Source organism: Kribbella voronezhensis, assembly GCF_004365175.1.
Lineage (GTDB): Bacteria > Actinomycetota > Actinomycetes > Propionibacteriales > Kribbellaceae > Kribbella > Kribbella voronezhensis.
Genome location: NZ_SOCE01000001.1, coordinates 3,020,694 through 3,046,820 on the forward strand (window position 1 = coordinate 3,020,694; position 26,127 = coordinate 3,046,820).

16 protein-coding genes are annotated in these 26,127 nt (G+C 68.8%); 2 read left to right on the forward strand and 14 right to left on the reverse strand.

What is annotated here, in order from left to right; genetic code table 11:
* Positions 1-6: 6 nt before the first annotated feature.
* From EV138_RS13830 to EV138_RS13845, 4 genes are all read right to left on the reverse strand, one after another.
* The gene (locus tag EV138_RS13830) at positions 7-1,731 is read right to left on the reverse strand and encodes a thiamine pyrophosphate-dependent enzyme (RefSeq protein ID WP_133979313.1); all 1,725 of its coding nucleotides are present in this window, start codon (positions 1,729-1,731) and stop codon (positions 7-9) included.
* Between the two features lie 10 nt (positions 1,732-1,741).
* Complete coding sequence (locus tag EV138_RS13835; protein ID WP_133979315.1) at positions 1,742-3,331, reverse strand: FMN-binding glutamate synthase family protein; 1,590 nt, start codon at positions 3,329-3,331, stop codon at positions 1,742-1,744.
* 45 nt (positions 3,332-3,376) lie between these two features.
* Positions 3,377-4,669 carry an MFS transporter gene (locus tag EV138_RS13840; protein WP_133979317.1) on the reverse strand — a complete coding sequence of 431 codons (1,293 nt, stop codon included), beginning with the start codon at positions 4,667-4,669 and terminating at the stop codon, positions 3,377-3,379.
* Between the two features lie 67 nt (positions 4,670-4,736).
* A complete protein-coding gene (locus tag EV138_RS13845) occupies positions 4,737-5,084 on the reverse strand; it encodes a sterol carrier family protein (protein ID WP_133979319.1) in 348 nt (115 codons plus the stop codon).
* 82 nt (positions 5,085-5,166) lie between these two features.
* On the opposite strand from EV138_RS13845, the gene EV138_RS13850 reads away from it, so the two are divergent.
* Entirely contained in the window at positions 5,167-5,805 is a 639-nt protein-coding gene (locus EV138_RS13850) for a hypothetical protein (RefSeq protein ID WP_133979320.1), read from the forward strand.
* A 5-nt stretch (positions 5,806-5,810) separates the two neighbouring features.
* Here EV138_RS13850 and EV138_RS13855 read toward each other — a convergent pair whose 3' ends face one another.
* From EV138_RS13855 to EV138_RS13900, 10 genes are all read right to left on the reverse strand, one after another.
* A complete protein-coding gene (locus tag EV138_RS13855; RefSeq protein ID WP_238158121.1) occupies positions 5,811-7,346 on the reverse strand; it encodes an alpha/beta hydrolase in 1,536 nt (511 codons plus the stop codon).
* Positions 7,346-8,443 carry a PSP1 domain-containing protein gene (locus tag EV138_RS13860; protein ID WP_133981893.1) on the reverse strand — a complete coding sequence of 366 codons (1,098 nt, stop codon included), beginning with the start codon at positions 8,441-8,443 and terminating at the stop codon, positions 7,346-7,348. Before EV138_RS13860 ends, EV138_RS13855 begins: the two co-directional genes overlap by 1 nt.
* A gap of 176 nt (positions 8,444-8,619) precedes the next feature.
* Positions 8,620-9,648, reverse strand: coding sequence for a DUF4190 domain-containing protein (locus EV138_RS13865; protein WP_133979325.1), 1,029 nt, complete (start codon positions 9,646-9,648; stop codon positions 8,620-8,622).
* 37 nt (positions 9,649-9,685) lie between these two features.
* Positions 9,686-10,360 carry a DUF4190 domain-containing protein gene (locus tag EV138_RS13870; protein ID WP_133979328.1) on the reverse strand — a complete coding sequence of 225 codons (675 nt, stop codon included), beginning with the start codon at positions 10,358-10,360 and terminating at the stop codon, positions 9,686-9,688.
* 104 nt (positions 10,361-10,464) lie between these two features.
* On the reverse strand, positions 10,465-11,634 hold the full coding sequence (locus EV138_RS13875; protein WP_133979330.1) for a DNA polymerase III subunit delta': 1,170 nt from the start codon (positions 11,632-11,634) through the stop codon (positions 10,465-10,467).
* On the reverse strand, positions 11,631-13,601 hold the full coding sequence (gene tmk / locus EV138_RS13880) for a dTMP kinase (RefSeq protein WP_238158122.1): 1,971 nt from the start codon (positions 13,599-13,601) through the stop codon (positions 11,631-11,633). The genes EV138_RS13875 and tmk overlap by 4 nt, the downstream gene beginning before the upstream one ends.
* 148 nt (positions 13,602-13,749) lie before the next feature.
* A complete protein-coding gene (locus tag EV138_RS13885; RefSeq protein WP_238158123.1) occupies positions 13,750-16,581 on the reverse strand; it encodes a glycoside hydrolase family 2 TIM barrel-domain containing protein in 2,832 nt (943 codons plus the stop codon).
* A gap of 646 nt (positions 16,582-17,227) precedes the next feature.
* A complete protein-coding gene (locus EV138_RS13890) occupies positions 17,228-17,671 on the reverse strand; it encodes a Fur family transcriptional regulator (protein WP_133979334.1) in 444 nt (147 codons plus the stop codon).
* Between the two features lie 16 nt (positions 17,672-17,687).
* Positions 17,688-20,462 carry a type I DNA topoisomerase gene (gene topA, locus EV138_RS13895; RefSeq protein ID WP_133979336.1) on the reverse strand — a complete coding sequence of 925 codons (2,775 nt, stop codon included), beginning with the start codon at positions 20,460-20,462 and terminating at the stop codon, positions 17,688-17,690.
* 257 nt (positions 20,463-20,719) lie between these two features.
* Complete coding sequence (locus EV138_RS13900; protein WP_166678586.1) at positions 20,720-22,045, reverse strand: alpha/beta hydrolase family protein; 1,326 nt, start codon at positions 22,043-22,045, stop codon at positions 20,720-20,722.
* A gap of 259 nt (positions 22,046-22,304) precedes the next feature.
* On the opposite strand from EV138_RS13900, the gene EV138_RS13905 reads away from it, so the two are divergent.
* On the forward strand, positions 22,305-26,006 hold the full coding sequence (locus EV138_RS13905) for an NPCBM/NEW2 domain-containing protein (protein ID WP_166678587.1): 3,702 nt from the start codon (positions 22,305-22,307) through the stop codon (positions 26,004-26,006).
* Positions 26,007-26,127: the final 121 nt, after the last annotated feature.

Here is a 26,127-nt window from a genome sequence, read left to right on the forward strand (position 1 = left end):
CCCACACTACTCAAAGCTTTCGAGGAACTCCTTGCTCTTGGCGATCGCGAACCCCCAGCCCTGGCTCAGCGTCGGCGACGGCGGGACCGACACCTCGTCGGGGTTCGTCAGTACGTCGAGCAGCACCGGGCCCGGCATCGCGAAGGCGTCCCGCACGGCAGCGTCCACGTCACCCGGCTTCTCGACCCGGATGCCGGTCAACCCGATCGCGGTGGCCACTGCCGCGAAGTCGGGATTGGCGAGCTTCGTCCCGTACTCCGGCAGGCCGACCTGCTCCATCTCCAGCTTCACCATGCCGAGTCGGCCGTTGTCGAACACGACCAGCTTCACCGGCAATTCGTACGCGACGGCGGTGATCAGGTCGCCGAGCAGCATCGACAACCCGCCGTCCCCGCAGAACGCGACGACCTGACGACTCCGATCGGCCGCGGCGAGCCCGAGCGCCTGCGGCATCGCGTTCGCCATCGACCCGAGGTTGTACGAGCCGACCAGCCGCCGGCTTCCGCGCATCCGCACGAAGCGGGACAACCACACCGTCGACATCCCGGTGTCCGTCGTGAACAGCGCGTCGTCGGCCGCATGCCGATCGACGGCAGCGGCCAGCAACTCCGGCCGGATCCGGCCGTCCGGGTTGTCGACCTTGCGGCGCAACAAACCCTTGGGCTTGCGGTCGAACGCAGGATCGGTGAACTGCTCCTGCCGCTTCCGCCACGCCTCGTACGCCGAACGCGCCTTGTCGAGGTGGTCCGTGTCCTTCTTCGCTGTCAGCAGGGGAAGCAATTGCGCGAGCGTAGGTTTCGCGTGCCCGACGAGCCCGTGGTCGACGCCGACCCGCCGGCCGATGTGCTCGCCGCGCAGATCGAGCTGTACGACGGTCTTCCCGCCCGGCAGGAACTCGCGATAAGGGAAGTCCGTGCCGACCAGGAACAACACCTCACAACCATCGAAGGCCACCTTGCTCGCGTGGTTGCCGATCAGCCCCGATTGCCCGACCTCCTGCGGCAGATACTCCTCGAACCCTTCCTTCGCCTTCAGCGTGAGCACGACCGGAGCCGCCAGCGTCGAGGCGAGCTCCTGTACTTCGGTCAGCGCCTCGCGCGCTCCGATGCCGACCAGCAGCGTCACCTTGGACGCCGCGTTCAGCACAGCCGCGACACCGGCCAACTCCTCGGCCGACGGAACCGTGTGCGAGGCGGGCTCGAGGAAACGCGGTACGGCGGTTCCGTGCGGCAACTCGAGACCACCGACATCACCGGGGATCGACAGTACGGCGACGCTTCGCTCGGCCAGCGCGGTGTTCACAGCCTGCTCGATCAACCCGGGTGCCTGCTCGGGTGTCATCACGGTCGCCCGGAAGACGGCGACGTCGGCGAACACGGCGTCGTTGTCGACCTCCTGGAAGAAGTCGCTGCCGATCTCCTCGCGCGGGACCTGGCCGCAGATCGCGAGGACGGGGACGCGCGACTTGGCCGCGTCGTACAGGCCGTTGAGCAGGTGGATCGCGCCGGGGCCGACGGTCCCCATGCAGACGCCGAGCTTGCCGGTCAGCGCTGCCTGGGCGCCGGCCGCGAACGCACCGGCCTCCTCGTGCCGGACGCCGATCCATTCGATCCGGTCCTCGCGCCGGATCGCGTCCGTGACCGGGTTCAGGGCGTCACCGACGACGCCCCAGACAGAACGGACACCGTGCTCGGCCAGCGACTCGACGAGCAGTTCAGCGATGGTGGTCATCTGCGGCTCCTCAGGGTTTGAACACGTCCGGGTCTGCCTGTACCCAATCCCGGGCCCAGTCCTCGGGCAGGTCGTGCGCGCTGCCCAGCAACTGGCCGGGGGCCAGGTGGTCGAAGAGCTCCGCGTAGCTCTCGGTGCGGGTGTGGTCGATCCGGCGGCGGAGCATCCGCGGTTCGAGCTGGTGCGGGCTGTCGAGGCCCATCGAGGCGATCACCTGCATCGCCTGCTGGACCGTCTCGCGCTGGTAGTTGGCGACCCGATCGGTCTTGTCCGCCACGTCGAGCGCGCGCATCCGGCGCGGGTCCTGGGTGGCGACCCCGACCGGACAGGTGTTCGTGTGGCAGGTCTGGGCCTGGATGCAGCCGGTCGCCATCATCATCGCCCGGGCGGCGTTCGTGTAGTCCGCGCCTTGCAGGATCCGCTTGACGATGTCGACCCCGGTCGCCACCTTGCCGCTGGCCCCGACCTTGACCCGGTCGCGCAGCCCGGCTCCGACGAGCGCGTTGTGCACCGTCAGCAGGCCCTCGGTCAACGGCGTACCGATGTGGTCCTCGTACTCCTGCGGTGCCGCCCCGGTGCCGCCCTCAGCTCCGTCGACCACGATGAAGTCGGGCGTGATCCCCTCGGCCACCATCGCCTTGCAGATCGCCAGCACATCGGTGCGCGACCCCACGCACAGCTTGAAACCGGTCGGTTTGCCGTCGGCCAGCTCACGCATCCGGGCGATGAACAAGATCAGCTCGCGCGGCGTGGAGAACGCCTTGTGGTACGGCGGGGAGACGCACTTCTCCCCCTGCGGGACACCGCGGGCAGCCGCGATCTCGGCCGTCACCTTCGCACCCGGCAGAACTCCGCCGAGGCCCGGCTTCGCGCCCTGGCTGAGCTTCAGTGAGATCAGCTTGATCTGATCGTCGGCCACCTTGTCGCGGAACTGGTCCGGGTCGAAGTCGCCGTCCTTGGTCCGCGTGCCGAAGTACCCGCTGCCGATCTCCCAGACCAGGTCGCCACCTTGCCGGTGGTACGGGCTGATCCCGCCTTCACCGGTGTCGTGCGCGAACCCGCCCTTCGCGGCGCCCCGGTTGAGCGCCTGCAGCGCGTTGGCACTGAGCGCGCCGAAGCTCATCGCGGACACGTTCAGCAAGGCCATCTCGTACGGCGCGCGGCAGTCCGGGCCGCCGATCCGGACCCTGGGGACCTCGGTGGCGACCGGCCGGGGTGCGGTCGAATGGACCAGGTACTCGTACCCGATCTCGTTCACGTCCCGCTCGGTGCCGAACGGCTGTTCCTCGTTGGTCCCCTTGGCCCGGGCGTAGATGGTCGAGCGGGTGTCCCGGTCGTACGGGCGGCCGTCGTAGTTGCGCTCTATGAAGTACTGCTGCAACTCCGGCCGGATCCCCTCCAGCAGGAACCGCATGTGCCCGATCACCGGGTAGTTCCGCAGGATCGAGTGCTGCTTCTGCACCAGGTCGTAGATGCCGAGGGCAACCAACGCGACCACGACCGCCAGCAGGAACCACCAGCCGGGTCCACCGATGACCGCGGCCATCAGTGTCACCGCGCCCAAGCCGATCAACGTCGCCAGGACGTAGAAGCGAACCATGCCCCCGAAGCTACCTCGTCACCACAGCCGCGCCGCGGAGGTCAGTCAGCCGGCCGCCTCGGCTGCGGTGCGGAGGTCTCGCTCGCGGATGGCGTGCTCGTCCGTGCGGGCGTCGTAGCGCCAGAACTCGCGCAACCACACCGTCGTACCGATGACGCCCGCGACGCAGAGGATGCCGCCGCTGACGATCGCGGTCCGTACGCCGGTCAGGTCGGCCACGAGGCCCGAGCGGGCCTGGCCGCCGAGCGGGCCGAGTGAGTAGCCGAGCATCTCGATCCCCGCGAGCCGGCCGCGCATCTCGTCCGGGATGGTCTGGTTCCAGATCACCGAACGGAACAGCACCGAGACCATGTCGGCACCGCCGGCCACCGCGAAGAAGGCGATCGCGACCCAGATGTTGGGCGCCAGGCCGGCCAGCCCGACCGACGCACCCCAGCCGATGGTGGCGAGCACGACCGCCCGGCCCTGGTGATGGACGCGTTTGGCCCAGCCGCTGGTCAGGCTGGCCGCCATCGCCCCGATCGCCTCGGCGCTGTAGAGCAGACCGAGCAGTTTCGGCTCTTTCAGGATGTCGGTGGCGAACGCGGGGAAGAGCACGATCGGCATCGCCAGGAACATCCCGACCATGTCCACGACGTACGTCGCGAGCAGGTCCTTGCGGCGGAACGCGTAGGTGATCCCCTCACCGATCCCGCGCAGGCTGGGCGGTTTGCTGTGTTCGCTCGACTTGTAGGAGCCGAGCCCGACGTAGAGCGAGGTCGCGAGGATCACGCCGGTGAGCTCGATGCCGAATGCCCAACTGACGCCTGCGGTGCCGACCAGTACGCCGCCCAGCGCCGGGCCGGCGAGTTGGCCGACCTGCATGGTGAGGGAGCTCAGCGCGACCGCGGCGGCCATCTCCTGGTGCTTCACGACTCGCGGGAGCAGCGCCTCGCGGCTCGGGCGCTGCAGCGAAGTGGCGATCGCGTTGAGGGCACCGCAGGCGTAGATCACCCAGACCTGCGGATGGCTGAGCAGGCTGTTGGCGAGCATCACGGCACAGACGGCGGCCTGCGCGATACCGGTGGCGATCAGGGTCTTGCGGCGATCGAGGTGATCCGCGAGCGCACCGCCGTACAGGCCGAAGACGACCAGGGGCGCGATGGTGACCAGGCCCATCGCGCCGACGGCGAAGTTGGAGCCGGTCAACTGGTAGAGCTGGAACGGCAGCGCGACGTACCCGACCATGCCGCCGAGGAAGAACACCGTCCCCGCGATCAGCAGGATCCGGAAGTCGCGCGACCCGCGCCACGGGGTCAGGTCGACGCTCAGCCGCGCCAGCCGCGCTCGAAGACTCACCGGCCCATCGTGTCATCTGTGTCCGCGCAAGACGACCCTGTTTCCACCATCTGGTTGCCAGGGGCGCCTAACGGGTGAGGAGGGGCAGCAGGGCGGTGAGATCCGTCCGCTCGCCGCTGGCCCGGACCTTGCCGGTCGCGCGAGCGTCCGGCCAGCTGACCCGGCCGAGCGCGAGGGCGATCCACATCTCGGCCGGCATCTCGATCACGGCGCCCGGCGTACCGCGGGTGTGCCGCGGTCCCTCGATGCACTGCACCGCGCCGTACGGCGGTACGCGCACCTCGACCGCATGCCCCGGCGCCTTCGCCACCAGAAGGTTCAGCAGCTGTTTCACCAGCAGTTTCAGGTCGGCCCGCTCCGCCTCACCGGCGTCGTAGCGGCGCAGCGCCTGGTCGAGGGCCTCGTCCGTCTCCACGACGGGCCAGCGTACGCCGGGTTTCGGCGAAGCCCCCTCCGTAGACGATAATCGGGGCGAGGCAACGGAAGGCGAGGTCGGGATGCTCACGCCCAGGCACCAGGCACTGGTCGCGACACTGGCGGGGATGACCGTCGGCGTGGCCGTCTTCGGGACGGTTCTGGCGATCAACCGGGCCAACGGCCCCGACACGCCGTCGCAGGTGGTGGCCACGCCTTCGACGACGCCCAGCACGCCCGGGCCGACGGACGGGCTGAAGGCCGACTCCCTGACCTACGTGACGCAGACCTTCGGCACCGACAAGGCTCCGGTGACCACCGAGGTGCCGGACGGCTGGACCAGCATCCAGACCGGGGCCAGGCCGAAGTTCGTGGACCCGACCGGGGTCTGGCAGATCCGGTTCGACACCCGCGGCAGCAAGCAGACGCCCGACGACCTCGTGACAGCCCGGGCGAACAGCATCGACGAGCAGGATCTGAACGTGCTCAGCCGCACCGACGGCACCCTGATCTACACCTACGTCGACAAGGTGCGCGGCCCGCGGATGGGTCTGTCGCGCTGGATCCCGGCCGACGGCGGCAAGCGGTCGGCGATCGAGATCACGGTCGGCGGCCGGCCGCAGGACCAGGAAGCGCTCAAGGCCGTGCTCGACCACGCCACGGACACCTTGCAGCTACCGCCGCAGGATGCCGGCGAGGCCGGCGACACCCGCCCGAATTAGTCCTGTCAGCACTTGATGTCGCCGGACGGCGGAGTGCCCTTCACCAGATAGGTCTCGACCGCGCTGTCCACGCACGCGTTGCCCTCGTGGTAGCCGGTGTGACCGTCGCCGTCCCGGGTGACCAGGACGCCGTTGTCCAGTTGCTTGGCCAGCCCGACCGCCCAGGCGTACGGCGTGGCCGGGTCCCGCGTCGTACCGACCACTACGATCGGCTTCGACCCGGGCGCCTTGATCACGTGCGGTTTGTCGGTCGGCTTCACCGGCCAGTTCGCGCAGGCGAGCGAGCCCCAGAGCAGGAACGACCCGAACCGCGGCGACGCCGCCTTGTACTTCGCCTCCTGCGCCTTGGCCTGCGCGATCGAGGTGAGATCCGGGCGATCGAGACAGTTGACCGCGTAGATCACCTCGTTCGCGTTGTCGCTGTACCCGGAGGAGGTCCGGTCGGTGTATTCGTCGGCATTCGCGAGCAACCGGGCGCCCTTCCCGTCCAGCCCGTCGACCACGGCGTCCTCGAGCCGGGGCCAGTACTCCTTCACGTAGAGCGGGAAGATCACGCCCAGTACGGCGATCGCCTGGGTCACCTGACGTTTGCCGTCCCCGGGAAGGGGTTTCGCGTCGGTCTCGGTGAGCAGCTTGTCGACGTTGGCGAGCACCTCCGCCTTCGTGCTGCCGAGCCGGCACGCGCGCTGCGCGCAGTCCTCGGCGAATGCGTCCAGCGCGGTGTCGAAACCCTTCGCCTGCGCGATGTTGTTGGTCTCCGACGACAGCGACGGGTCGATCGCACCGTCGAGCACGAGCCGGCCGACGTTCTTCGGGAACAGTTCCGCGTAGGTCGCGCCGAGCAACGTGCCGTACGACATGCCGAGGTAGTAGAGCTCGGAGTCGCCGACGATTCCCCGCAGTACGTCGATGTCGCGGGCGGCGTCCTTGGTGGAGACGTGCGGCAGCAGTTCACCCGACTTCTGCTCGCAGCCCTCGGCGAACAGCTTCGACTCGTCGTTCAGCTCGGTGATCTCGGCGTCGTTGTCGGGGCTGCCGTCGGTCGCGATGAACTTGTCCAGCTGCTCGGTGTCGAGGCAGCTGACCGGCGTCGACTCACCGACTCCGCGCGGATCCCAGCCGATGATGTCGAACTTCCGGAGCAGATTCTGCCCGAGCGCGAATCCGGCCGCGGCCGCGAACTGCTGGCCGGACGCCCCGGGACCGCCCGGGTTGATGAAGAGAGTGCCGATCTTGCCGGCGCGGTCGCGGGCCGGCACTTTGCGCGCCCGCAGCTCGATCGTCTTGCCCGACGGGTTCGCGTAGTCCAGCGGCACAGTGATCGTGGCGCATTGGTTGCCCGAGCCGCAGCGCGACCAGCTCGGCTGCTGACGGTAGAACTTCTCCAGCCCCGCAGGGATCGGGCCGGCCGGCCCCTTGGGCGTGGCGCCGCCTGTAGTCACGCCGCCCGGCCTGTCCGAGTCCTGAGCCCTGCTGGCCACTCCACATCCGCTCATCAGTGCCGCCAGGGCTGCCAGACCTGCGATCGTCCTGCGCGTCATCACTGCGAGCTGTCTCCCGTGTCTTGGTCGTCGCCTGCCTGACTCAGCCGGCGTCGGCGGCGCGGCTTGCGTCGCTTACCGCCGGTCTCTCCTGGAGTCTGCTCGACGGCAGGCTCACCAGCCTGCTCCAGCTCAGCCGCAGGCTCACGCGCCTGCCTCTGCTCGACGACAGCCTCACCCGCGTGCTCCACCTCAGCCGCCGGCCGCTCAGCGATCTCTACAGACACGGGCTCTGCTGTCACCGGCTCTACCGGTACGGCGTCCGGCGTGGTCGTGGGTGACGCCTCGTACTGCTGGCGCGGCGAGCACACGTCCGCCCGGCTGCAGGCACACCGCCGCCCCGAAGCCGCCAGCCGTACTACAACCGTGTCGCTGGGGACGTTGTGCCCGACGACAACCCCGTCCCCCGCCGGCGTCTCGACCGCAGTACCGGTGGCCGGTGCCTTGGCGTTGAACTCCTGGTAGAGCGGGTGCTCGTACTTGAGGCAGCACATCAGCCGGCCGCAGGCACCGGAGATCTTCAGCGGGTTGAGCGGCAGGTCCTGGTCCTTGGCCATCCGGACGCTGACCGGTTCGAAGTCCTTCAAGAAGGTCGCACAGCACAGGTCGCGGCCACACGGGCCGATGCCACCCTGCAGCCGCGCCTCGTCGCGGGCGCCGACCTGGCGCAGCTCGATCCGGGCCCGCAGACCGCGGGCCAGATCACGAACCAACTCGCGGAAGTCGACGCGGTGCGGCGCGGAGAAGTAGATGATGACCAACTGGTCGACGTCAGGCCGGCGGTCGACGAAGTCGATCCCGACCACCTTCATCGGCAGGCCGTGCTCGCGGATCAGCCGCTTGGCGATCAGGCGGGCATCGGCGCGGCGCTGCCGGTTCTGCTCGTCGCGGTCCAGATCGGCCGTCGTCGCGATGCCTTCACACAGCGGCAGCCCGCCGATCTCCTCGGTGACGTACTGCGGCGCCCAGACGCACTCGGCGACCTCGGGCCCGTCGTCGGTCGGGACCAGCACTTTGTCCCCGACCCGCGGTCGATGCGAGCCGGGGTCGAGGTAGTACAGCCGCCCGTACCGCTCGAACGACACCGCCATCACCATTCCCACCCGGCCAGCCTACGTGGGAGCGCCCACTTGACGCGTCTCCGCACTCTCGGTGCGCCCGACTCTCGAGGTGTGCTCACTCGGCGTGCTGCCCGCGCTCGGGGTGCGCGAGTCGGCGTGCTGTGCCTGCTCGGGGTGCGCGAGTCGGCGTGCTGCCCGCGCTCGGGGTGCTGCTAGCGCTTGGTGCCTTTGACGCTGCCACGGAGCTGAGCACCGTTCTCGCCGTACGCGGCACACACGACGCCCCGGTCACCGTCCTTCCACAGCTCCGCGTCCGGCCACCAGAAGCCCGACTTGCGCACCGACTTGTCCGGGGAGACACCGATGTACTTGGTGAACTCCTGGCGGCACGCCGATCGAGCGGACTCCTTCACCTTGGCGTCGCCGGGGTAGGCGCCGGCGGGCAGGGTGACCTTCGAGATCAGCTCGGCGTCGTGCAACTCCGGGCAGGGCTGCCGCACCGCCTCCCCTTCGTCGAAACCGTCGTCGAAGCACTCCCCGACGATCAGGTCGTCGACATAGACCTTGTCCGGAGAGGCGGAGGAGGTCGCGACCGGTTGATCGGAGCCGTAGTCGCTGTCGGTGCCCTCGTTCCAGTCGACGGCGACGAGGAAGATGACGACCGCCGTGAACACCAAGGTGAGCAGCCCACCGATCGACAGCCCGACCACGGCCTGAGCGGTCCCGTTCTCGCGCCGCCGCTTGATCTGCACCAGGGCGACGATCCCTAGCCCCACCGCGACCGGCGCGGTGATCCAGAAGAAGATGCCCACCAGACCACAGACCAGAGCCGCGACCGCCAGCCCGTTCGTCTTCACTTGGTGGACCCTGGGATACCCGTAGCCGTACCCGTACTGCGGCGGGTACTGCGGCCCCTGCGGCGGCACCTGGTACTGCGGACCACCCTGCGGGCCCTGGTGCTGCGAGCCTTGGTACTGCGGCCCGCCCGGGTACTGCGGGTTCTGCGGACCGCCCTGGTACGGCGGGCCCTGCACCGGCGAACTCGGCGGAACGAAAGGCGCCGCCGGATCCTGCGGCCGTTCGTACGGGTTCTGCTGCGGCTCCGGTCGCCCGTACGTCGGGAAGCTGGGCGGCGGATTGCTCGCCGGATACTGACCTGGTTGCTGGGCGGGCTGCCCCGGCCGGTCCCGCGGGGTGTCCTGCGGACGGTTGGGGTCCGGCGGATGCGGCGGGTAGCTCACGGTTCTCCCCCCAGCGAAGCTGGTGTCCTGACGATGATCAGCGCTGCGACCCGCGCATCGTACCGGTCAACCGCTCACCGGGCTTGCCGACCAGGCACAGGACGTTGCCGTCAGCAACAGGATGATCCTCCAGCACCACGTAGTACATGTCCAGTTCCGATTGCACGTAAGGCTTCCCGACGAACTGCTGGAAGGACACCGCGCACGCCTGGGTGGCCGCCGTGCCCTTCTCGTCGGTGGACAGTCCGGTCAGCCCGGCCGACGCCTTCGCGAAGGCCTCGCCGGCGTGCCCCGCGGCGCAGTCGGCGATCGTGACCAGCTTGAGCGTGTTCCCGGCGTCCAGGTCGGCGTCGAAGCACTTCCCGACCTTCAACTGAGCGATCGGGACGGACCGTCCGATGCCGGCCTTGTGCTCGCCGTACAGACCGAGTGCGGCGGCGACACCGATCGCGATCGCCCAGCCCACACAGATCGCCAGCGCGGCGACGCCCAGCTTCCGCCCGCGCGCCCCGGACTTCCGGATCCGGGCCAGGCCGACCAGGGCCAGGACGGCGCCGAGCGGTGCGGTCAGTCCGGGGAGGCTGATCACGAACCCCGCCACGGCATACCCGTCCAACTGCCGTTGCGCAGGCAGCGGTACGCCGGTCAGCCACGACTCCGCGGACGGGAGTTGCGTCCGGGCAGGCTGGATCGGGGTCGGTGGTTGGGTCATGCAGTTCCTTCATGGGGGACGCGTCAGCCGGTGATCCAGCCACCGCTGACATCGGCGCGACCGCCCACTTCGTTACAGCGGCGTCCGCTCCTCAGGCGCGCATCTCACCCTTCGAACAAGGCGATCGTCATCGCCTCCAGCGCCAGCAGCGGCGCCACGTTCCCCTCGATCGCCTCACGGCAGGCCGACAGCGCGTCGATCCTCCGAATCGTCTGCTCCGGGCTCGTCCGATGGGCCAGTTGCTCGATGTTGCGGTGCAGTTCTGCGTTGATCAGCTCGGCGCCGGCGCCGGTCTGCAGCACCAGGACATCGCGGTAGAGCGCCATCAGGTCGACCAGCGAGCGGTCCAGGACGTCGCGTTCCCAACGTTTGGCCCGGGCCTTCTGCTGGTCCTCGAGCTCCTTGATCGCCGCGGCCGTCTCGCGCGGCTTGGCGCCCTTGGTGCCCATCCCGAGCGCCTGCTCGAGCTCGGCCCGCTCCTTCTCGTCCACCTTCGCCGCGCTGACCTTGGACTCGGCCTTGGCGGCATCGACCAACTGCTGGGCCAGGTTCAGGCAGGCGCCGATGTCGCGCAGCTCGAACGGAACCTCCAGCACCTTGTTCCGCCGGTCGCGGACCTCCGGGTCGCGGGCCAGCGCCCGGGCCCGGCCGATGTGGCCCTGCGCCGCGCGCGCCGCGAACCCGGCCAGCTCGGGCTCGACGCCGCCCTTCGTCGCGAGCATCTCGGCGATCGCGGCCACCGGCGGCGTCCGCAGTACGAGCAGGCGGCAGCGGGACCGGATCGTGGGCACGACATCCTCGACCGTCGGAGCGCACAGCACCCACACCGTGCGCGGTGCCGGCTCCTCGATGCTCTTCAGCAAGGCGTCGGCGGCCTGCTCGGTGAGCCGGTCCGCGTCCTCGACCACCATCACCTGCCAGCCGCCCTGGGTCGGGCTCATCGCCGCCCGGCGGACCAGTTCGCGGATCTCGGAGACCCGGATCGACAGCAACTCGGTGCGGATCAGCGACACGTCCGGGTGCGAACCGCTCATCGCAGTACGGCAGACGGCGCAGTCGCCACAGCCTTGGTCGGGACACTGCAGGGCGGCCGCGAAGGCCCGGCCCGCATTGGAACGGCCGGAGCCCGGCGGCCCGGTGATCAACCAGGCGTGGGTCATGCCGTTGGTCGCCGTGCCGGTTTCGCCCCGCATCCGGGCGGCGGCACCGTTCACGGCTCGCTTCAGTACGGCGACGGCGGGCTCCTGCCCGACCAGGTCGTCCCAAACAGTCATGGCTTCACCTTCGGCAGGATCGGCAGCAGGCGTTCCTGGATCTTGGCTGCGAGTTGCTCGCGGTCCAGCGTCGCGTCGAGGACCAGGTAGTGCTGCGGCTCGGCGGCCGCGAGCTCCAGGAAGGCGGCCCGGACGCGCTCGTGGAAGTCGGCCGACTGGGCCTCGATCCGGTCCCGCTCGGCGAACCGGCCGAGGCCGCTCTTGGGCGGCAGGTCCAGCAAGATGGTCAGGTTCGGCCGCAGGTCGTCGGTGGCCCAGCGGTTCACCCGCTCGACGTCAGTGAGATCGAGGTCGCGGCCGGAGCCTTGGTAGGCCAGCGCGGAGTCGACGTACCGGTCGGTGATGACGACGGCGCCGGTCTTGAGCGCCGGCCAGATCACCGAGTCGACGTGCTCGGCCTTGTCGGCGGCGTACAGCAGCGCCTCGGCCCGGTGCGAGATGTCGCCGGTCGCGGGGTCGAGCACGATCTGCCGCAACGTCTTGCCGAGATCCGTGGCCCCCGGCTCGCGGGTGAGCAGGACCTGCTGGCCTTGCTCCTCGAGCCACTTCACCAGCAGCGCCGCCTGGGTCGACTTGCCCGCGCCTTCGCCGCCTTCGAGAGCGATGAACAAGCCGGTGGTCGGGTAGACGCCGGGCGTCTTGCCGAAGCTGCGCCGCAGGTCCCGCCAGAACGGTACGCCGGGGCGGTCGTCCATCTGCCGCCAGGCGACCAGCCCGATCACACTGGCCAGTACGGCCGCGATCAGCATCGTCATCGAGGCGCCGTTGTACGTCACCGAACGGTCGCCGGGCAGGTTGACCGTGTTCCGGCCGATGGCGCCGGCGACGAAGGGCGCGACGGCGAGCGTCACCGCGAGCACGGTCCGGACGGCCGACTGGACGAACGCGAAGGTCCGGCCGCGAACGTTGTCCGGCACCTCCAGCCCGAGCAGCGTGTAGCCGGACACCCAGGAGGCGCCCGCGCAGAACCCGAGCACGACCGCGATCATCGTGGCGATCTCGAGTTGCTGGATCAGCGCCAGCCCGGCCAGCCCGATCCCCGATCCGACCAGCCCGGCCGCGAACAGCCGGCGCCGGGACAACCCGGAGAACAGCCGTGGCGCGAACCCCATCCCGAGCGCGAGACCGCCGAACACAGCACCGAAGAGCAACCCGTACCCCGGATCGCCCGCGTCGAGATCCTCCACATAGGTCCGGCCGAGCCCGATCACCACCGCCCCGGCCGCGAAGGCGCCCGAGATCCCGACGACGAGGCCGCGGACGACCGGCGTACCGGTCACGTACGACCAGCCTTCGACCATCGTGCGCCACAGCGTCGGGTGTTCCTCGTGCTCGTGACCCGGTGTCCGGCCGATCTCGGCGACCGACACGATCGCCAGCCCGGACACCACGAAGGTCGCGGCGTTCAGATAGACGGCCAGGTCGATCGAGAAGTCACCGGCCCACCGCGTCACCAGGGTGATCGCGGTGAACAACGCCGCCGCCGGAAGAGCCGACCCGTACGTCGTGATCAGGCTCAGCTGGTTCGCGGCCTCCAGCCGGTGCCGGGGGATCAGGTTCGGCACGCTCGCGTCCTTCGCCGGACCCCAGACCAGGCTGACGATCTCGATCAGCACGGTCGCCACCAGCAGCCAGGTCAGCGTGCCGACGATCGGGATCGTGACGAAGAACGCGGCCCGGATCAGGTCGCCCAGGATCATGGTCCACCGCCGGTCCAGCCGGTCGGCGACCCAGCCGGCCACCGGACCCATCACCAGCGCCGGCAGCACGCGCAGGAACAGCACCCCGCCGATCGCGAAGTTCGCCGCCTGGTAGTCGTCGCCCGCGAACGCCTTCGCCATCGCCGTCAGCGCCAGCAACCCGATCCAGTCGCCCAGACTCGACAGCCCGAACGCGATCCACAGCCGTCGGAACGCCCGGATCCGCAACACCGCGCGCAGGTCGTGCGCCGGTGCAGGGTCAGTCAACGGGTCATACACCTCCGGCACGCCCCAAACCCTATCCGGGCCCGCCGACAACCCCGACCTCCGACCTCCGCGCCACTCCGGGCAGCCAGCGCTTGCCCTCGGCTGGACCGGTCCACCCCAAGGTGATCTCGGGGTGGACCGGCTTCGGTTACGCCCTGGTGAACCGCAGGGACAGCGACGCCGGTGCGGTGTGGAGCTTGTACTTGTCCGGGAGAGCCGGCCCGCAGGAGTTGGAGCCGATGCCCGCCTGCGCGAGGTCCAGCGTCACGTACGTCGTGTCGCCGGCGACCAGGTCCGGAGCGTGTGTCGCGTTCTCCAGGTCGGCCGTGGTCCAGTCGCGGACCGTGAGACCGAACAGGTCGGGCGCCGCCTCGATCCGGAGCGGACCGACGGTTGCCCAGCGGGTGTCGATCCGGTGACCGTTCTCCTGCGGACGCACGTACGGCGTCTGCAGGTCGGCCACCGTTGCCGAGTACTTGCCGACTGCGGCTGCTGCGCGCGTATCGACGTACGCCTCACCCGGGCCGGCACCGAACCACTCGACCTGCTCTACCCGCGGCAGCTCGAAGGTGATCGCCAGCCTCGGCAGGGTTGCCGGGAACTGACCGTCAGGCTGCACGGACAGGTCCAGCGCGACAGAGCCGTCCGGTGTGTGACTCCAGCGCCAGGTAGCGACCAGCCCCCACTGCAGCGCGGGCGGCGCAGTACGGGTGACTACTTCCCAGGCACCGTCGTGCAAGCCGGCCGACACCAAGCGGTGCTGGACCCGGTGGAGTCCTGCTTCCTTCCAAGCCTCTACGACGCCAGGGATCGCGTCGTTGTCGGTCGGCGCGCGCCACACGTCCAGTCGCGCGTTCTGCAGGCCCAGTGAAGCTACTGCGATGCCGTCGACGCCAGCGGTGACATCCTCGCTCGCCGCCTCCGCACGAGCGTGCCGCGCCTCACCGGCAGCACCACCCTCGTCAACAGAGCCGCCTGCGTGCCGCGGCGCCACGGGCTGGTCGAGACGGACCTGGCCCCAGGCAACGCGGTGACCCGCGTCGGCCCACGCAGTACCGTCAGTCAGCTCGGCAGTAACCGTCAACCAGGTCTCAGGCTGACCGGCGTCGACCGGCGGCAGTTCCACCTGGGCGGTCTCTCCTGGCGCGATCGGCGGCACGGTGATGACGCCCGAGCCGGTCCGCTCGCCCTGGACCTCGGTGAGCACCCGGAACGTCAGGTGGCTCGTGTCGAGCACCTCGTACCGGTTGGTGATCGTGATGCCCGAGGTGTCGCCGGTGATGACCAGCGGCTCGATCACCTTGGTGTACTCGGTCATGCCGGGCGACGGCGTACGGTCCGGGAACAGCAGTCCGTCGCAGACGAAGTTGCCGTCGTGGATCGTCTCGCCGAAGTCACCGCCGTACGCGTAGAACTCCTTGCCGTCGCGCGTGGTGCGCAGGCCGTGGTCGATCCACTCCCAGATGAAGCCGCCCTGGCAGCGCGGGTACTTCTCGAACAGCGCGCGGTAGTCGGACAGCCCACCCGGCCCGTTGCCCATCGCGTGCCCGTACTCGCACAGGATGAACGGCAGGCCGCGGTACGACGAGGTGTCCTCGCCGATCTTCTCGACGTCCTCCAGTGAGGTGTACATCTGGGAGTAGATGTCCACGAACTCCGCATGGGTGTCCCGCTCGTAGTGCACCGGCCGGGACGGGTCGCGGTCGTGCGCCCACTCGTACATGGCTTTGAGGTTGTCGCCCATGCCGCACTCGTTGCCGAGCGACCACAACACGATGCTCGGGTGGTTCTTGTCCCGCTCGACCATCCGGGTCATCCGCGCGACCAGGTCGTCGCGCCAGCGCGGGTCCATCACCGGGTTGGGCAGGTTCGGTGGCTCGGGCTCGTACCCGAAGCCGTGGGTCTCCAGGTCGCATTCGTCCACGACGTACAGGCCGTACTGGTCGCACAGGTCGAGGAAGTGCGGGTGCGGCGGGTAGTGGCTGGTCCGGACGGCGTTGATCCCGGCCCGCTTCATCAGCAGGACGTCGTCGAGCATGTCCTGCTCGGTCAGCGCGCGACCGCGGTCCGGGTGGAACTCGTGCCGGTTGACGCCGTTGAACAGCACCCGATTGCCGTTCACGGTCAGGACGCCGTCGGCGATCGCGATGGTGCGGAACCCGACCTTGAGGCGCACCTCGCCGGCCGCGGTCCGCAGTACGGCGTCGTACAGGCGTGGGCTCTCGGCGCTCCACGGCTCGACAGTCGGGACGGGCGTCTCGAAGCCGGTCGGGAACTCCAGGCCGAGCTCCTCGACGACGACCGTGCCCGGCACGTCGGAATCGACCTTCAAGGTGCCACTGCCATCGGCATACGACGCGTGCACGAACACGTCCGTCGGCGCCTCGGGCTTGAGCGCGAGCAGGTTCACCTCACGGAAGATCCCGGACAGCCACCACATGTCCTGGTCCTCGAGGTAGCTGCCCGCCGACCACTGGTGCACCCGCACGACGATCTTCGCATTGTTGCCCGGAGCAACTTTGCCGGTGAGGTCGAACTCGGTCGGCAGCCGGCTGCCCGACGACCAGCCGACCAGGTCGCCGTCGACGTACACGGCGAACCGCGAGTCGACCCCCTCGAACCGCAACACGATCCGCGACCCGTCCCAACCGGCCGGCACCTCGACCGTCCGGGCGTAGTCACCGGTCGGGTTCGCCGTTGGCACGAACGGCGGCTCGAGGGGGAACGGGTAGACGACATTCGTGTACGCCGGTTCGCCGTACCCACTGAGCTGCCAGTGCCCCGGCACGCTGATCGTGTCCCAGGACGAGGTGTCCGGGTCCTTCAGGTCGTCCGGCGCGTCCGCCACACTCGGCGACAACCGGAAACTCCAGTCCCCCGTCAGCGAGATCCGCTCGGCATCATCATCCAGCCAGGCCCGCGCCGGCAACACATTCGCGGCAGCCGCGAAGTCTTCGACATAGCTGTGGTCATAGGTCACAGGTATCGACCCTAAGCCCCAGCCCCTCACAATTCCACACCGATGAACAGATATGGACAGTTCATCCGCCCCAGCTGACCGCGTACGCCGAGCGCCCACGCACCTCCTCCGTCGCTGCTCCACCCCCACCCAGGCTTGCGCCCGCCGGCGCTACGCCCCTCATCCACGCCGCTGACGCGGACTCCTCCGCTGACGCGGCTTCCTCGCTGACGCGAACCTCACGCGCTCCCCCCGCCACGCGGAGCTTCTTCGCTGCCGCGACCGCTTCATCGCTGCCGCGACCGCTTCATCGCTGCCGCGACCGCTTCATCGCTGCCGCGACCGCTTCCCCGCTGACGCGGGCTCGCTCGCTGTCGCCGCCTGCGCTCCCCGAAGCACGGCCAACCCCAAGAACCGGGGCCGGACCGCCAGGCCATCAATGGCCCGGGTTCCGCCATTCAGCTCTGGCGAAATCCCGCTCAGCCGAGCCAAGTGCGTGCCGTCCACCGCGCGCACTGATGGCGTGGCGGTCCGCCCCGCGACGATGCGCGCCTCGCCGACCGGCTCACCGAGCTATCCGGTACTACATGGCGCGGGCTAGCGGTGCTGGCGGGCACCACCCCGAGCGCGACGGAGGAGGTCGCGTGGGGCGGGACGTAGTACGGGGTCAAGCTGTGCAGTCGGCGCAGATTCCGATGAGGGCTACTTGTTCGGGGGCGAGGTGGAAGCCGAGTTCGCGGAGGAGTTTGCGGCGGGCGGGGTCGAGGATGTCGCCGGCTACGTCGAGGACTTTGCCGCATTCGCTGCAGCGCAGGTGGAGGTGCCGTGGGGCGAGGTCGCCGGCCAGGTGGTACGTCGTACCGGCGCGCCCCAGGTGCACATGCGTCACCAAACCGAACTCACCCAGCGCGTCGAGCGCCCGGTAGACCGTGGCCCGGTGGATCCCGGGCCGGAGCTGTTCGGCTCGTTCGCCGATCTGCTCCGCGCTCAGGTGTTCCTCGGTGTTGGCCAGTACCTCGACGACCGCGAGCCGGGCCGGGGTGACTCGCTCACCGCGCTCGCGGAGGCGTTGCGCGGTGACGTCGACCGGGCTCTTCGAAACAGTCGCCATGCCTCAGTCTGACCTATCAGGACTTCTCGGCGGCAGCCTTCTTCGCGGTCGCCTTCTTCGCCGTCGTCTTCTTGGCGGCCGTCTTCTTGGCCGTGGTCTTCTTCGCCGCGGTCTTCTTCGTCGTCGTCTTCTTCGCCGCGGTCTTCTTGGCCGCCTTCTTCGCGGTCTTCTTCACCGGCCCACGGGCCCGCTTGTCGGCGAGCAGTTCGGCGGCGCGCAGCAGCGAGATCGTGTCGACCGAGTCGTCCTTGCGCAGCGTCGCGTTCGTCTCGCCATCCGTGACGTACGGACCGAAGCGGCCCTCCTTCACCACGACCGGCTGACCGGAGGCCGGGTCTTCACCCAGCTCCTTCAGCGGCGGCGCGGCAGCACGGCGGCCGCGCTGCTTCGGCTCGGAGTAGATCTTCAGCGCTTCGTCGAGGGTGATGTCGAACATCTGGTCCTCGGTCTGCAGCGACCGCGAGTCCGTGCCCTTCTTCAGGTACGGCCCGTAGCGCCCGTTCTGCGCGGTGATCTCCTCACCGGACTCCGGATCCTTGCCGACCACGCGCGGCAGCGACAGCAGCTTCAGCGCGTCGTCCAGCGTGACGCTGTCCAGCGACATGGACTTGAGCAGCGACCCCGTACGAGGCTTGGCGCTCTTCGGCGCGTCCTCGGGCAGCACCTCGGTCACGTAAGGCCCGAAGCGGCCGGCCTTCGCGACGACCTTCAGCCCGGTGTCCGGCGTCTTGCCGAGCTCCAACTCGACACCCGACGGCTGGCTGAGCAGTTCCTTCGCGCGCTCGACGGTCAGCTCGTCCGGCGGCAGGTCCTCCGGCACGTTCGCCCGGGTCTCGTCGGCGCCCTCGACATACGGTCCGTACCGGCCGACGCGGACGACGATCCCGCTGTCCGGCGGACCGACCGGGAACGTCGACATCTCCCTGGCATCGATGTCACCCAGATCACTCACCATCGACTGCAGGCCTTCGATGCCGTCGTCGCCGAAGTAGAACCGGCCGAGCACCCCTTCGCGCTGCAGGTTTCCGGCCGCGACGTCGTCCAGCACGTCCTCCATCGAGGCGGTGAACGCGTAGTCGACCAGCCGGGTGAAGTGCTCCTCCAGCAGCCGCACGACGGCGAAGGCCAGCCACGCCGGGACCAGCGCGTTGCCCTTCTTGTACACGTACCCGCGCGCCTGGATCGTGCCCAGGATCGACGCGTACGTCGACGGCCGGCCGATCTCGCGCTCTTCCAGCTGCGCGATCAGCGTCGCTTCGGTGAAGCGGGCCGGCGGCTTGGTCTCGTGTCCCGACGCGAGCACCTCGGTCGCGGGCAGCACATCGCCCTCGGACACGTCGGGGATCTGCGTCTCGCGGTCGTCGGTCTCGGCGGACGGGTCGTCCGCGCCCTCGACGTACGCCTTCAGGAAGCCGTGGAAGGTGATCACGCGACCCGACGAGGTGAACTCGCAGTTCTCCCCCGACGAGGCCTTCGCGTCGATCTTGATCGAGACGCTGTTCCCGGCCGCATCCTTCATCTGCGACGCGATCGTGCGCATCCAGATCAGCTCGTACAGCCGGTACTCCGCGCCCGAAAGCCCGGTCTGCGCGGGGGTCTGGAACACCTCGCCGGCCGGCCGGATCGCCTCGTGCGCCTCCTGCGCGTTCTTCACCTTCGACGTGTAGACGCGCGGCTTGTCCGGCAGGTACGACGCGCCGTACAGCTCGCGGACCTGCGCCCGGGCCGCGGTGATCGCGGTGTCGGACAGCGTCACCGAGTCGGTACGCATATAGGTGATGTTGCCGTTCTCGTACAGCCGCTGCGCGATCTGCATCGTCTGCGAGGCGGACATGTTCAGCTTGCGTCCGGCCTCCTGCTGCAGCGTGGTGGTCCGGAACGGCGCGTACGGCTTGCGTGTGTACGGCTTGGACTCGATCGACCGGACGGTGAACTGCGAGTTCTCCAGCGCAGCGGCCAGCGCGGTCGCCGTCGCCTGGTCCAGGTGGACCGTGTTGCCGCTCTTCAGCTCACCGGTCGAGGCGAAGTCACGGCCCTGCGCCACGCGCTTGCTGTCCACCGAGACCAGCCGTGACGGGAACAGCCGGGGCGTCTTGCCCTCACCGGCGTCGAGCGTGGCGTCCAGGTCCCAGTACGACGCGCTGCGGAACGCGATCCGCTCCCGCTCGCGGTCGACCACCATCCGGATCGCGACCGACTGGACCCGGCCCGCCGACAGCTTCGGCATGACCTTCTTCCACAGCACCGGGCTGACCTCGTAGCCGTACAGCCGGTCCAGGATCCGCCGGGCCTCCTGGGCGTCGACGAGCGCGTCGTTGATGTCCCGCGCGCTGCCGACCGCGTCCTGGATCGCCTTCGGCGTGATCTCGTGGAAGACCATCCGCTTGACGGGGATCTTCGGCTTCAGCTCGTCCAGCAGGTGCCACGCGATGGCCTCGCCCTCGCGGTCCTCATCGGTGGCCAGGTAGAGCTCGTCGGCGTCCTTGAGCAGGTCCTTCAGTTTGCGGATCTGCTGCTTCTTGTCCGCCGGTACGACGTACAGCGGGTCGAAGTGGTCCTCGATGTTCACCCCGAGCCGCGCCCAGGGCAGGCCCTTGTACTTCGCCGGGATCTCGTCGGCGCCCTTGGGCAGGTCCCGGATGTGGCCGAAACTCGACTCCACCACGTACCCGGACCCCAGGAAGCCGGCGATCATCCGCGCCTTCTTCGGCGACTCGACGATCACCAGACGTCGACTGGTCACTGCCTTGGTTCCGGATACCCCTGCCACTGCGCTCCTAGCTCTTGCCATTCGTCTCACGCCCACAACGCCGACGGCCGGACGACTGTTCCCCCGCGACTCCACCGACCCGTTCGAGGACAGAGTACGGCCGACAGCAACGCATTTCTCAACGCACGGTAACCGCTCGGGGCGTCCCGGACCTCATCAGCGTTCCAGAAAACGGCCGGAGAACGCGCCCACCGCGCGTCGGACGAGACCGACGGCACACCCCGGATCGATTGCTCCGGCTGCCCCGACAGTACGCCGTACCGCAACCCGGCCGCCGCTCAGCGGGCGAACCGTACCTCCGGGTAGTCGGGGGATTCCTTGCGCAGGAGCCTTTGCGGACGGTGCACGAGGAACTGGTCGAAGAACGCGGCCAGGTACGCCCGTTGCGCCGCGACGCTGCGGTCGGGATCGATGGTGCCGACGCGCAGTTCGATCGAGTCGTCGACGATCGAGCTGTCGCCGAAGATCTTGGGCAGCAGTTGTGGATAGACGACCTGGAAATCCGAGAAGGACTGGTTCAGCGCGCCGGGCAGTTGCAGGTTGAGCTTCCAGCCCTGCTGCGCCTTCCAGAACGCGGCCCACGACTTGTCGTAGTACGCGGACTTCGGGTCCGACCGCTGGCTGGTGTCCGAGCCGAACAGCAGGAACGGCCGGTCGAGTCCCTGCCGGGCGACCTTGCCCAGCGGACCGTCGTCGAAGGTGTACTGCAGCATCCCGTCGAGGTCGGCGCCGGCTTCGATCCGGCGGTCCGCGAGCATCGCCTCGGCGGTGGTGAACCCTCCGGCCGCGAAACCGAACATGCCGACCTTGTGCAGATCGAGTGCCGTCCGCAGACCGAACGGCAGAGCCCGCCGCTCGGCGTCCGGATTGAGGCCGTAGGAGAGCAGGGTGAGCTGATCGAGGACGAAGCGCACGTCGGCCGTCCTGGTCGCGATCGCCGCCTGGTACGCCGGTACGTCGGGCTCGTCCTCCAGTCCGGGCACGAACCGGCCGCCCGGGAACGTCACCGGGCCTTCATGGGTGTGATCGATCGTCACGACCAGGTAGCCGCGGCTGGCGAGATCCTCGGCCTGGGCCGTGTTGAGCAGCCGGCTGAACCCGTACGCCGGCGAGAACAGCACCACCGGGTGCTTGCCGGACTCGACCGCGACTCCGATCCGGCCGTGCGTCCGGCTGTTCGCGTAGTCGAAGGTGCCCTCCGGGAGCCCGGCCCAGACCCAGGGCGCCTGGACGGCATCGGCGGTCTTGGCCGGCATGTACTTGGCCACCGGCCCCTCGTCGTCGTCCCCGGCCGGGTACCAGATGCCGACCATCAGTTCGCGCTTGCGGCCAGGTGCCGTCGGGTCCGTCCGCCGGTGGTCGATCAGGTGCAACTCGGTGGTGCCGACCTCGTACCGTCCGGTCGGCGCCGGCAGTTTCACCTTGGCCGGCTTGACCTGCGGCTCGTCGGCCCCGCCGGAACCAGTCGCCCGTACGGCGGGCTGTCCCCCGCGCTCCGGGTCGCGCGGCGCTGCATGGGCGAGAGCGGGAACAGCCAACAGCGCGCTTGCCGCCAGCCCCGCGACCACGGCCCGGCGGCGACTGAAAACTTGATTGTTCGCCATGCGAATCATCGTCACCGGACCGATCGCGGCGTGGGCCCACCGTCCGATGGAGACCTGATCTCAACTTCGTGACAGTGACGCAGAGAGGACGCTGAGACGCGGGTAGGTGCCGACCTAGTGACAAGGGACGGTCCCGTGAGCTATCAATAGCGCAATCCTGTTCATAGATGCGTGAAGTGAGGCACTCGTGAGCATCTCTGTTCGCAAGAAACGTTCATCGCTATCGGTTAAACGTTCAGTAACTCTGCTGGGTACCGCGGTGGCTCTGGTTGCGGGTGCCCTGGTCGCCGGCGGCGTCCCGGCCTCGGCGCGAACCGCCGCCGGGGACACCTCGCTCGGCGCCGTGACCGACTTCGCCGCCGACGCCTCGACGTACACGTTCAGCGCCGGGCCCGCGAAGGTCCGCGTCGTGTTCCTCAAGGACGACGTGTTCCGGCTCTGGCTCGCGCCGGACGGGACGTTCGCCGACCCCGCGAACACGCCACCGACCGACCCGGGCGCGCCGGCGTCGAACATCGTCGTCAAGACCGACTACGCGAAGCCGAAGACCACCTGGCGCGACCTCGGCAGCTACTACTCGCTGAAGACGGGCGCGATCGAAGTACGGGCGAACAAGTCGCCGCTGCGTTTCTCGCTCTACCGGTCCAACGGTCAGCAGGTCTGGGCCGAGACCGCACCGCTGTCGTGGAACGACACCTCGACGACCCAGTCGCTCAGCCGCGGGGCGAACGAGCAGTTCTTCGGCGGCGGCATGCAGAACGGGAGGTTCTCCCACCGCGACCAGACCATCGCGGTCGCGCGCGACTTCAATTGGGAGGACGGCGGCAACCCGAACGCCTCGCCGTACTACATGAGCACCGCGGGCTACGGCGTACTGCGGAACACCTTCTCGCCGGGCAGTTACTCCTTCACCGACCCCGTCGTCACCACGCACGACGAGAAGCGGTTCGACGCGTACTACTTCGTCGGTGACCTCAAGACCTCGCTGGACCGCTACACCGAGCTCACCGGCCGGCCCTTCATGCCGCCGATCTACGGACTCGAGTACGGCGACTCCGACTGCTACAACCGCGGCCACTACGGCACGGACCCGGACCCCAGCAACGACTGGAAGGTCAACCCGGAGAAGGTCACCACCCTGGACGCGGTGAAGGTCGCCCAGAAGTTCCGGGACAACGACATGCCCGGCGGCTGGATGCTCGTCAACGACGACTACGGCTGCGGGTACTCCGCCAACACCGACTCCGAGCAGGTGGACGGCACCTGGTGGGGCAAGCGGGACATCCCCGCGCTCAAGGAGACCGGCGACGAACTGCGCAAGCGGAACATCCAGATGGGTCTGTGGACCCAGTCGTCACTCGACCAGCAGCCGGCCGAGGTGGGCGATGCCGGAGTACGCGTGCGCAAGCTGGACGTCGCCTGGGTCGGCCCGGGCTATCGCTACGCGCTGAGTGCCTGCGACACCGCACACGACGGCATCGAGCAGTACAGCAACGCTCGTGGGTACGCGTGGATGGTCGAAGGCTGGGCAGGTGCGCAGCGGTGTGCAGTGCAGTGGACCGGTGACCACAGCGGTTCGCTGGACGCGATCAAGTGGCAGATCCCCGCGATCACTGGCTCCGGCAACTCCGGGATCGCCTACAGCGCAGGCGATGTGGACGGCATCTTCGGTGGTTCGCCGACCAGCTACACGCGCGACCTGCAGTGGAAGGTGTTCAACCCGGCCTTCATGACGATGTCCGGCTGGGCCACCCCCGCGTTCAAGCAGCCGTGGACGTACGGCGAGCCCTACACCTCGATCAACCGCAAGTACCTCAAGCTGCGCGAGCGCCTGCTGCCGTACTTCTACTCGTACGCCGCCGAGGCACACCGCACCGGCTCGCCGCTGGTCCGCTCGCTGGTGCTGGAGTACCCGAACGACCCGAACACCTGGGGCGACGCCGCGAAGTACGAATTCCTGGCCGGCAAGGAGTTCCTGGTCGCGCCGTCCTGGAGCGCCGACGAGGTGAAGAGCGGCATCTACCTGCCCAAGGGCAACTGGGTCGACTACTGGACCGGCAAGGTCTACCAGGGTCCGACCACGGTGAACGGGTACCACGCACCGCTCGACACGTTGCCGCTGTTCGTCAAAGCCGGCGCCGTCGTACCGATGTGGAAGAGCGGCATCAACTCGGCCGCCGAGCAGGGCTTCGCGGACCGGCTCACTGTCGACATCTACCCGCAGGGCAAGTCGTCGTTCTCGCTCTACGAGGACGACCGCGTCACCCGCGACTACAAGCAGGCCAAGTCGGCCACGCAGCAACTGGAGGTCTCCGCACCGACAGCAGCCCGCGGCGACATCACCGTCAAGATCGGCGCCAGCTCGGGCTCGTACGCCGGTAAGCCGACCACCCGCCCGTACGAGCTGACCGTGCACACCGGCACCACCCCTCGCACCGTGTCGGTGGACAACAAGGGCCTCACCAAGCTGGTCAGCAAGAACGCGTACCTCGCGGCCTCGACCGGCTGGTACTACGAGAACGGCGTAGTACTGGTGAAGACCGCACCGATCTCGACGGCACGTTCTGCGACCGTCCTCCTGGCCGGAACCACTTCGGTAGGCGGCGGCAAGACGGTGGCGGACACCTTCGGCACCCCGGAGCTCACTACTCCTTCACTGTGGAACGCACCCGGCCAGGCGACCGAAGTGACGGCCAGCTTCCACAACGCCGGTACGACGACGATGCGCGACGTACGACTGGCTCTGAACCTCCCGGCCGGATGGACGGCCAGCGGTTCGAACACCTTCGCCGCTGTCGACCCGGGGAAGACTGTCACCACCAAGCTGCAGGTGACTCCAGGCGCCGACGTGAAACCGGCGAGCTTCACCTTGCGGCTCGACGCTACCTACCTGGCGCATGGCATCTCGTATACAAACAGTGCGGTGGCAACAGCACAGTTGCCGTACGCATCGTTGTCGCAGGCAGCGACCGTGGTCGGCGTGAGCGACGCGACGACCTATGCCCAGGGCAACTTCGACGGTTCCGGCGACAGCTTCAACGGCGAAGCACTCGCAGCGGCCGGCTACACACCAGGTGCCAAGGTCACAGTGCAGGGCGCGGAGTTCACCTGGCCGACGGGCGCACCCGGTACGCCGAACGTGGTGAAGAACCAGACCGCGCCGATCCTGGTCTCGGGTAGCGGCTCCCACCTCGCCTTACTCGGGGCCGGAGCCAGCCTGAACGCCAAGGGCAGCGTCACTGTCATCTACACCGACGGGACCGAGTCGCAGTCCACGCTGCAACTGCCGAACTGGTGCTGTCAGGACCCGACGACCGGTGGTGCCGCTCTGGCGGTCTCGGTCAAGGGCCGCTATACACCGTCCGGTCTGGGCAACACGACTACTGACTACCGGGTCTTCTACAGCGCGGTACCGCTGACCCCAGGTAAAACAGTGAAGGCGATCAAGTTGCCCGGTGGCGGTCTCGGGTTCTTCGCGGCCACCATCGCGGACAAGCCTTTGCCCCCGGCACCGACCGGGCAACCGTGGGTCAGCGACCTGGAGTTCCTCGACTCGACCAACGGCTGGGGACCGGTCGAGCGCGACCACAGCAACGGCGAGGACGCGGCCGGGGACGGTGGGCCGATCACGCTCGACGGTACGCAGTACGCCAAGGGCCTCGGAACTCACGCGCCTTCCTCGGTGAGTGTGCGGCTCGGTGGCAACTGCTCCACCTTCACCGCCAAGGTCGGTGTCGACGACGAGATGGAGGACCGCGGCAAGGTCAGCTTCAAGGTCGCGGTGGACGGCGTGATGAAGTACACATCGGATCTGCTCACCGGTTCCTCGCCCACCGTGGGGGTTTCGGTCGACGTCACCGGCGGCCAGACCCTCACCCTGCAGGTCACCGATGCCGGCGACGGCGTCACCAGCGACCACGCGGACTGGGCGGAGGCGAAGCTGACTTGCAAAAACCTCTGAGTCTGACCTGCGGGATCGCCTGACGCATCCGACTTTCGGCTGGTTCTGCCCTGAGATACCCCGGAACCCACCTGCTCGCCGTCCCAGGGGACGGTACAGGTGGGTTCCGGTGGCATCCCGG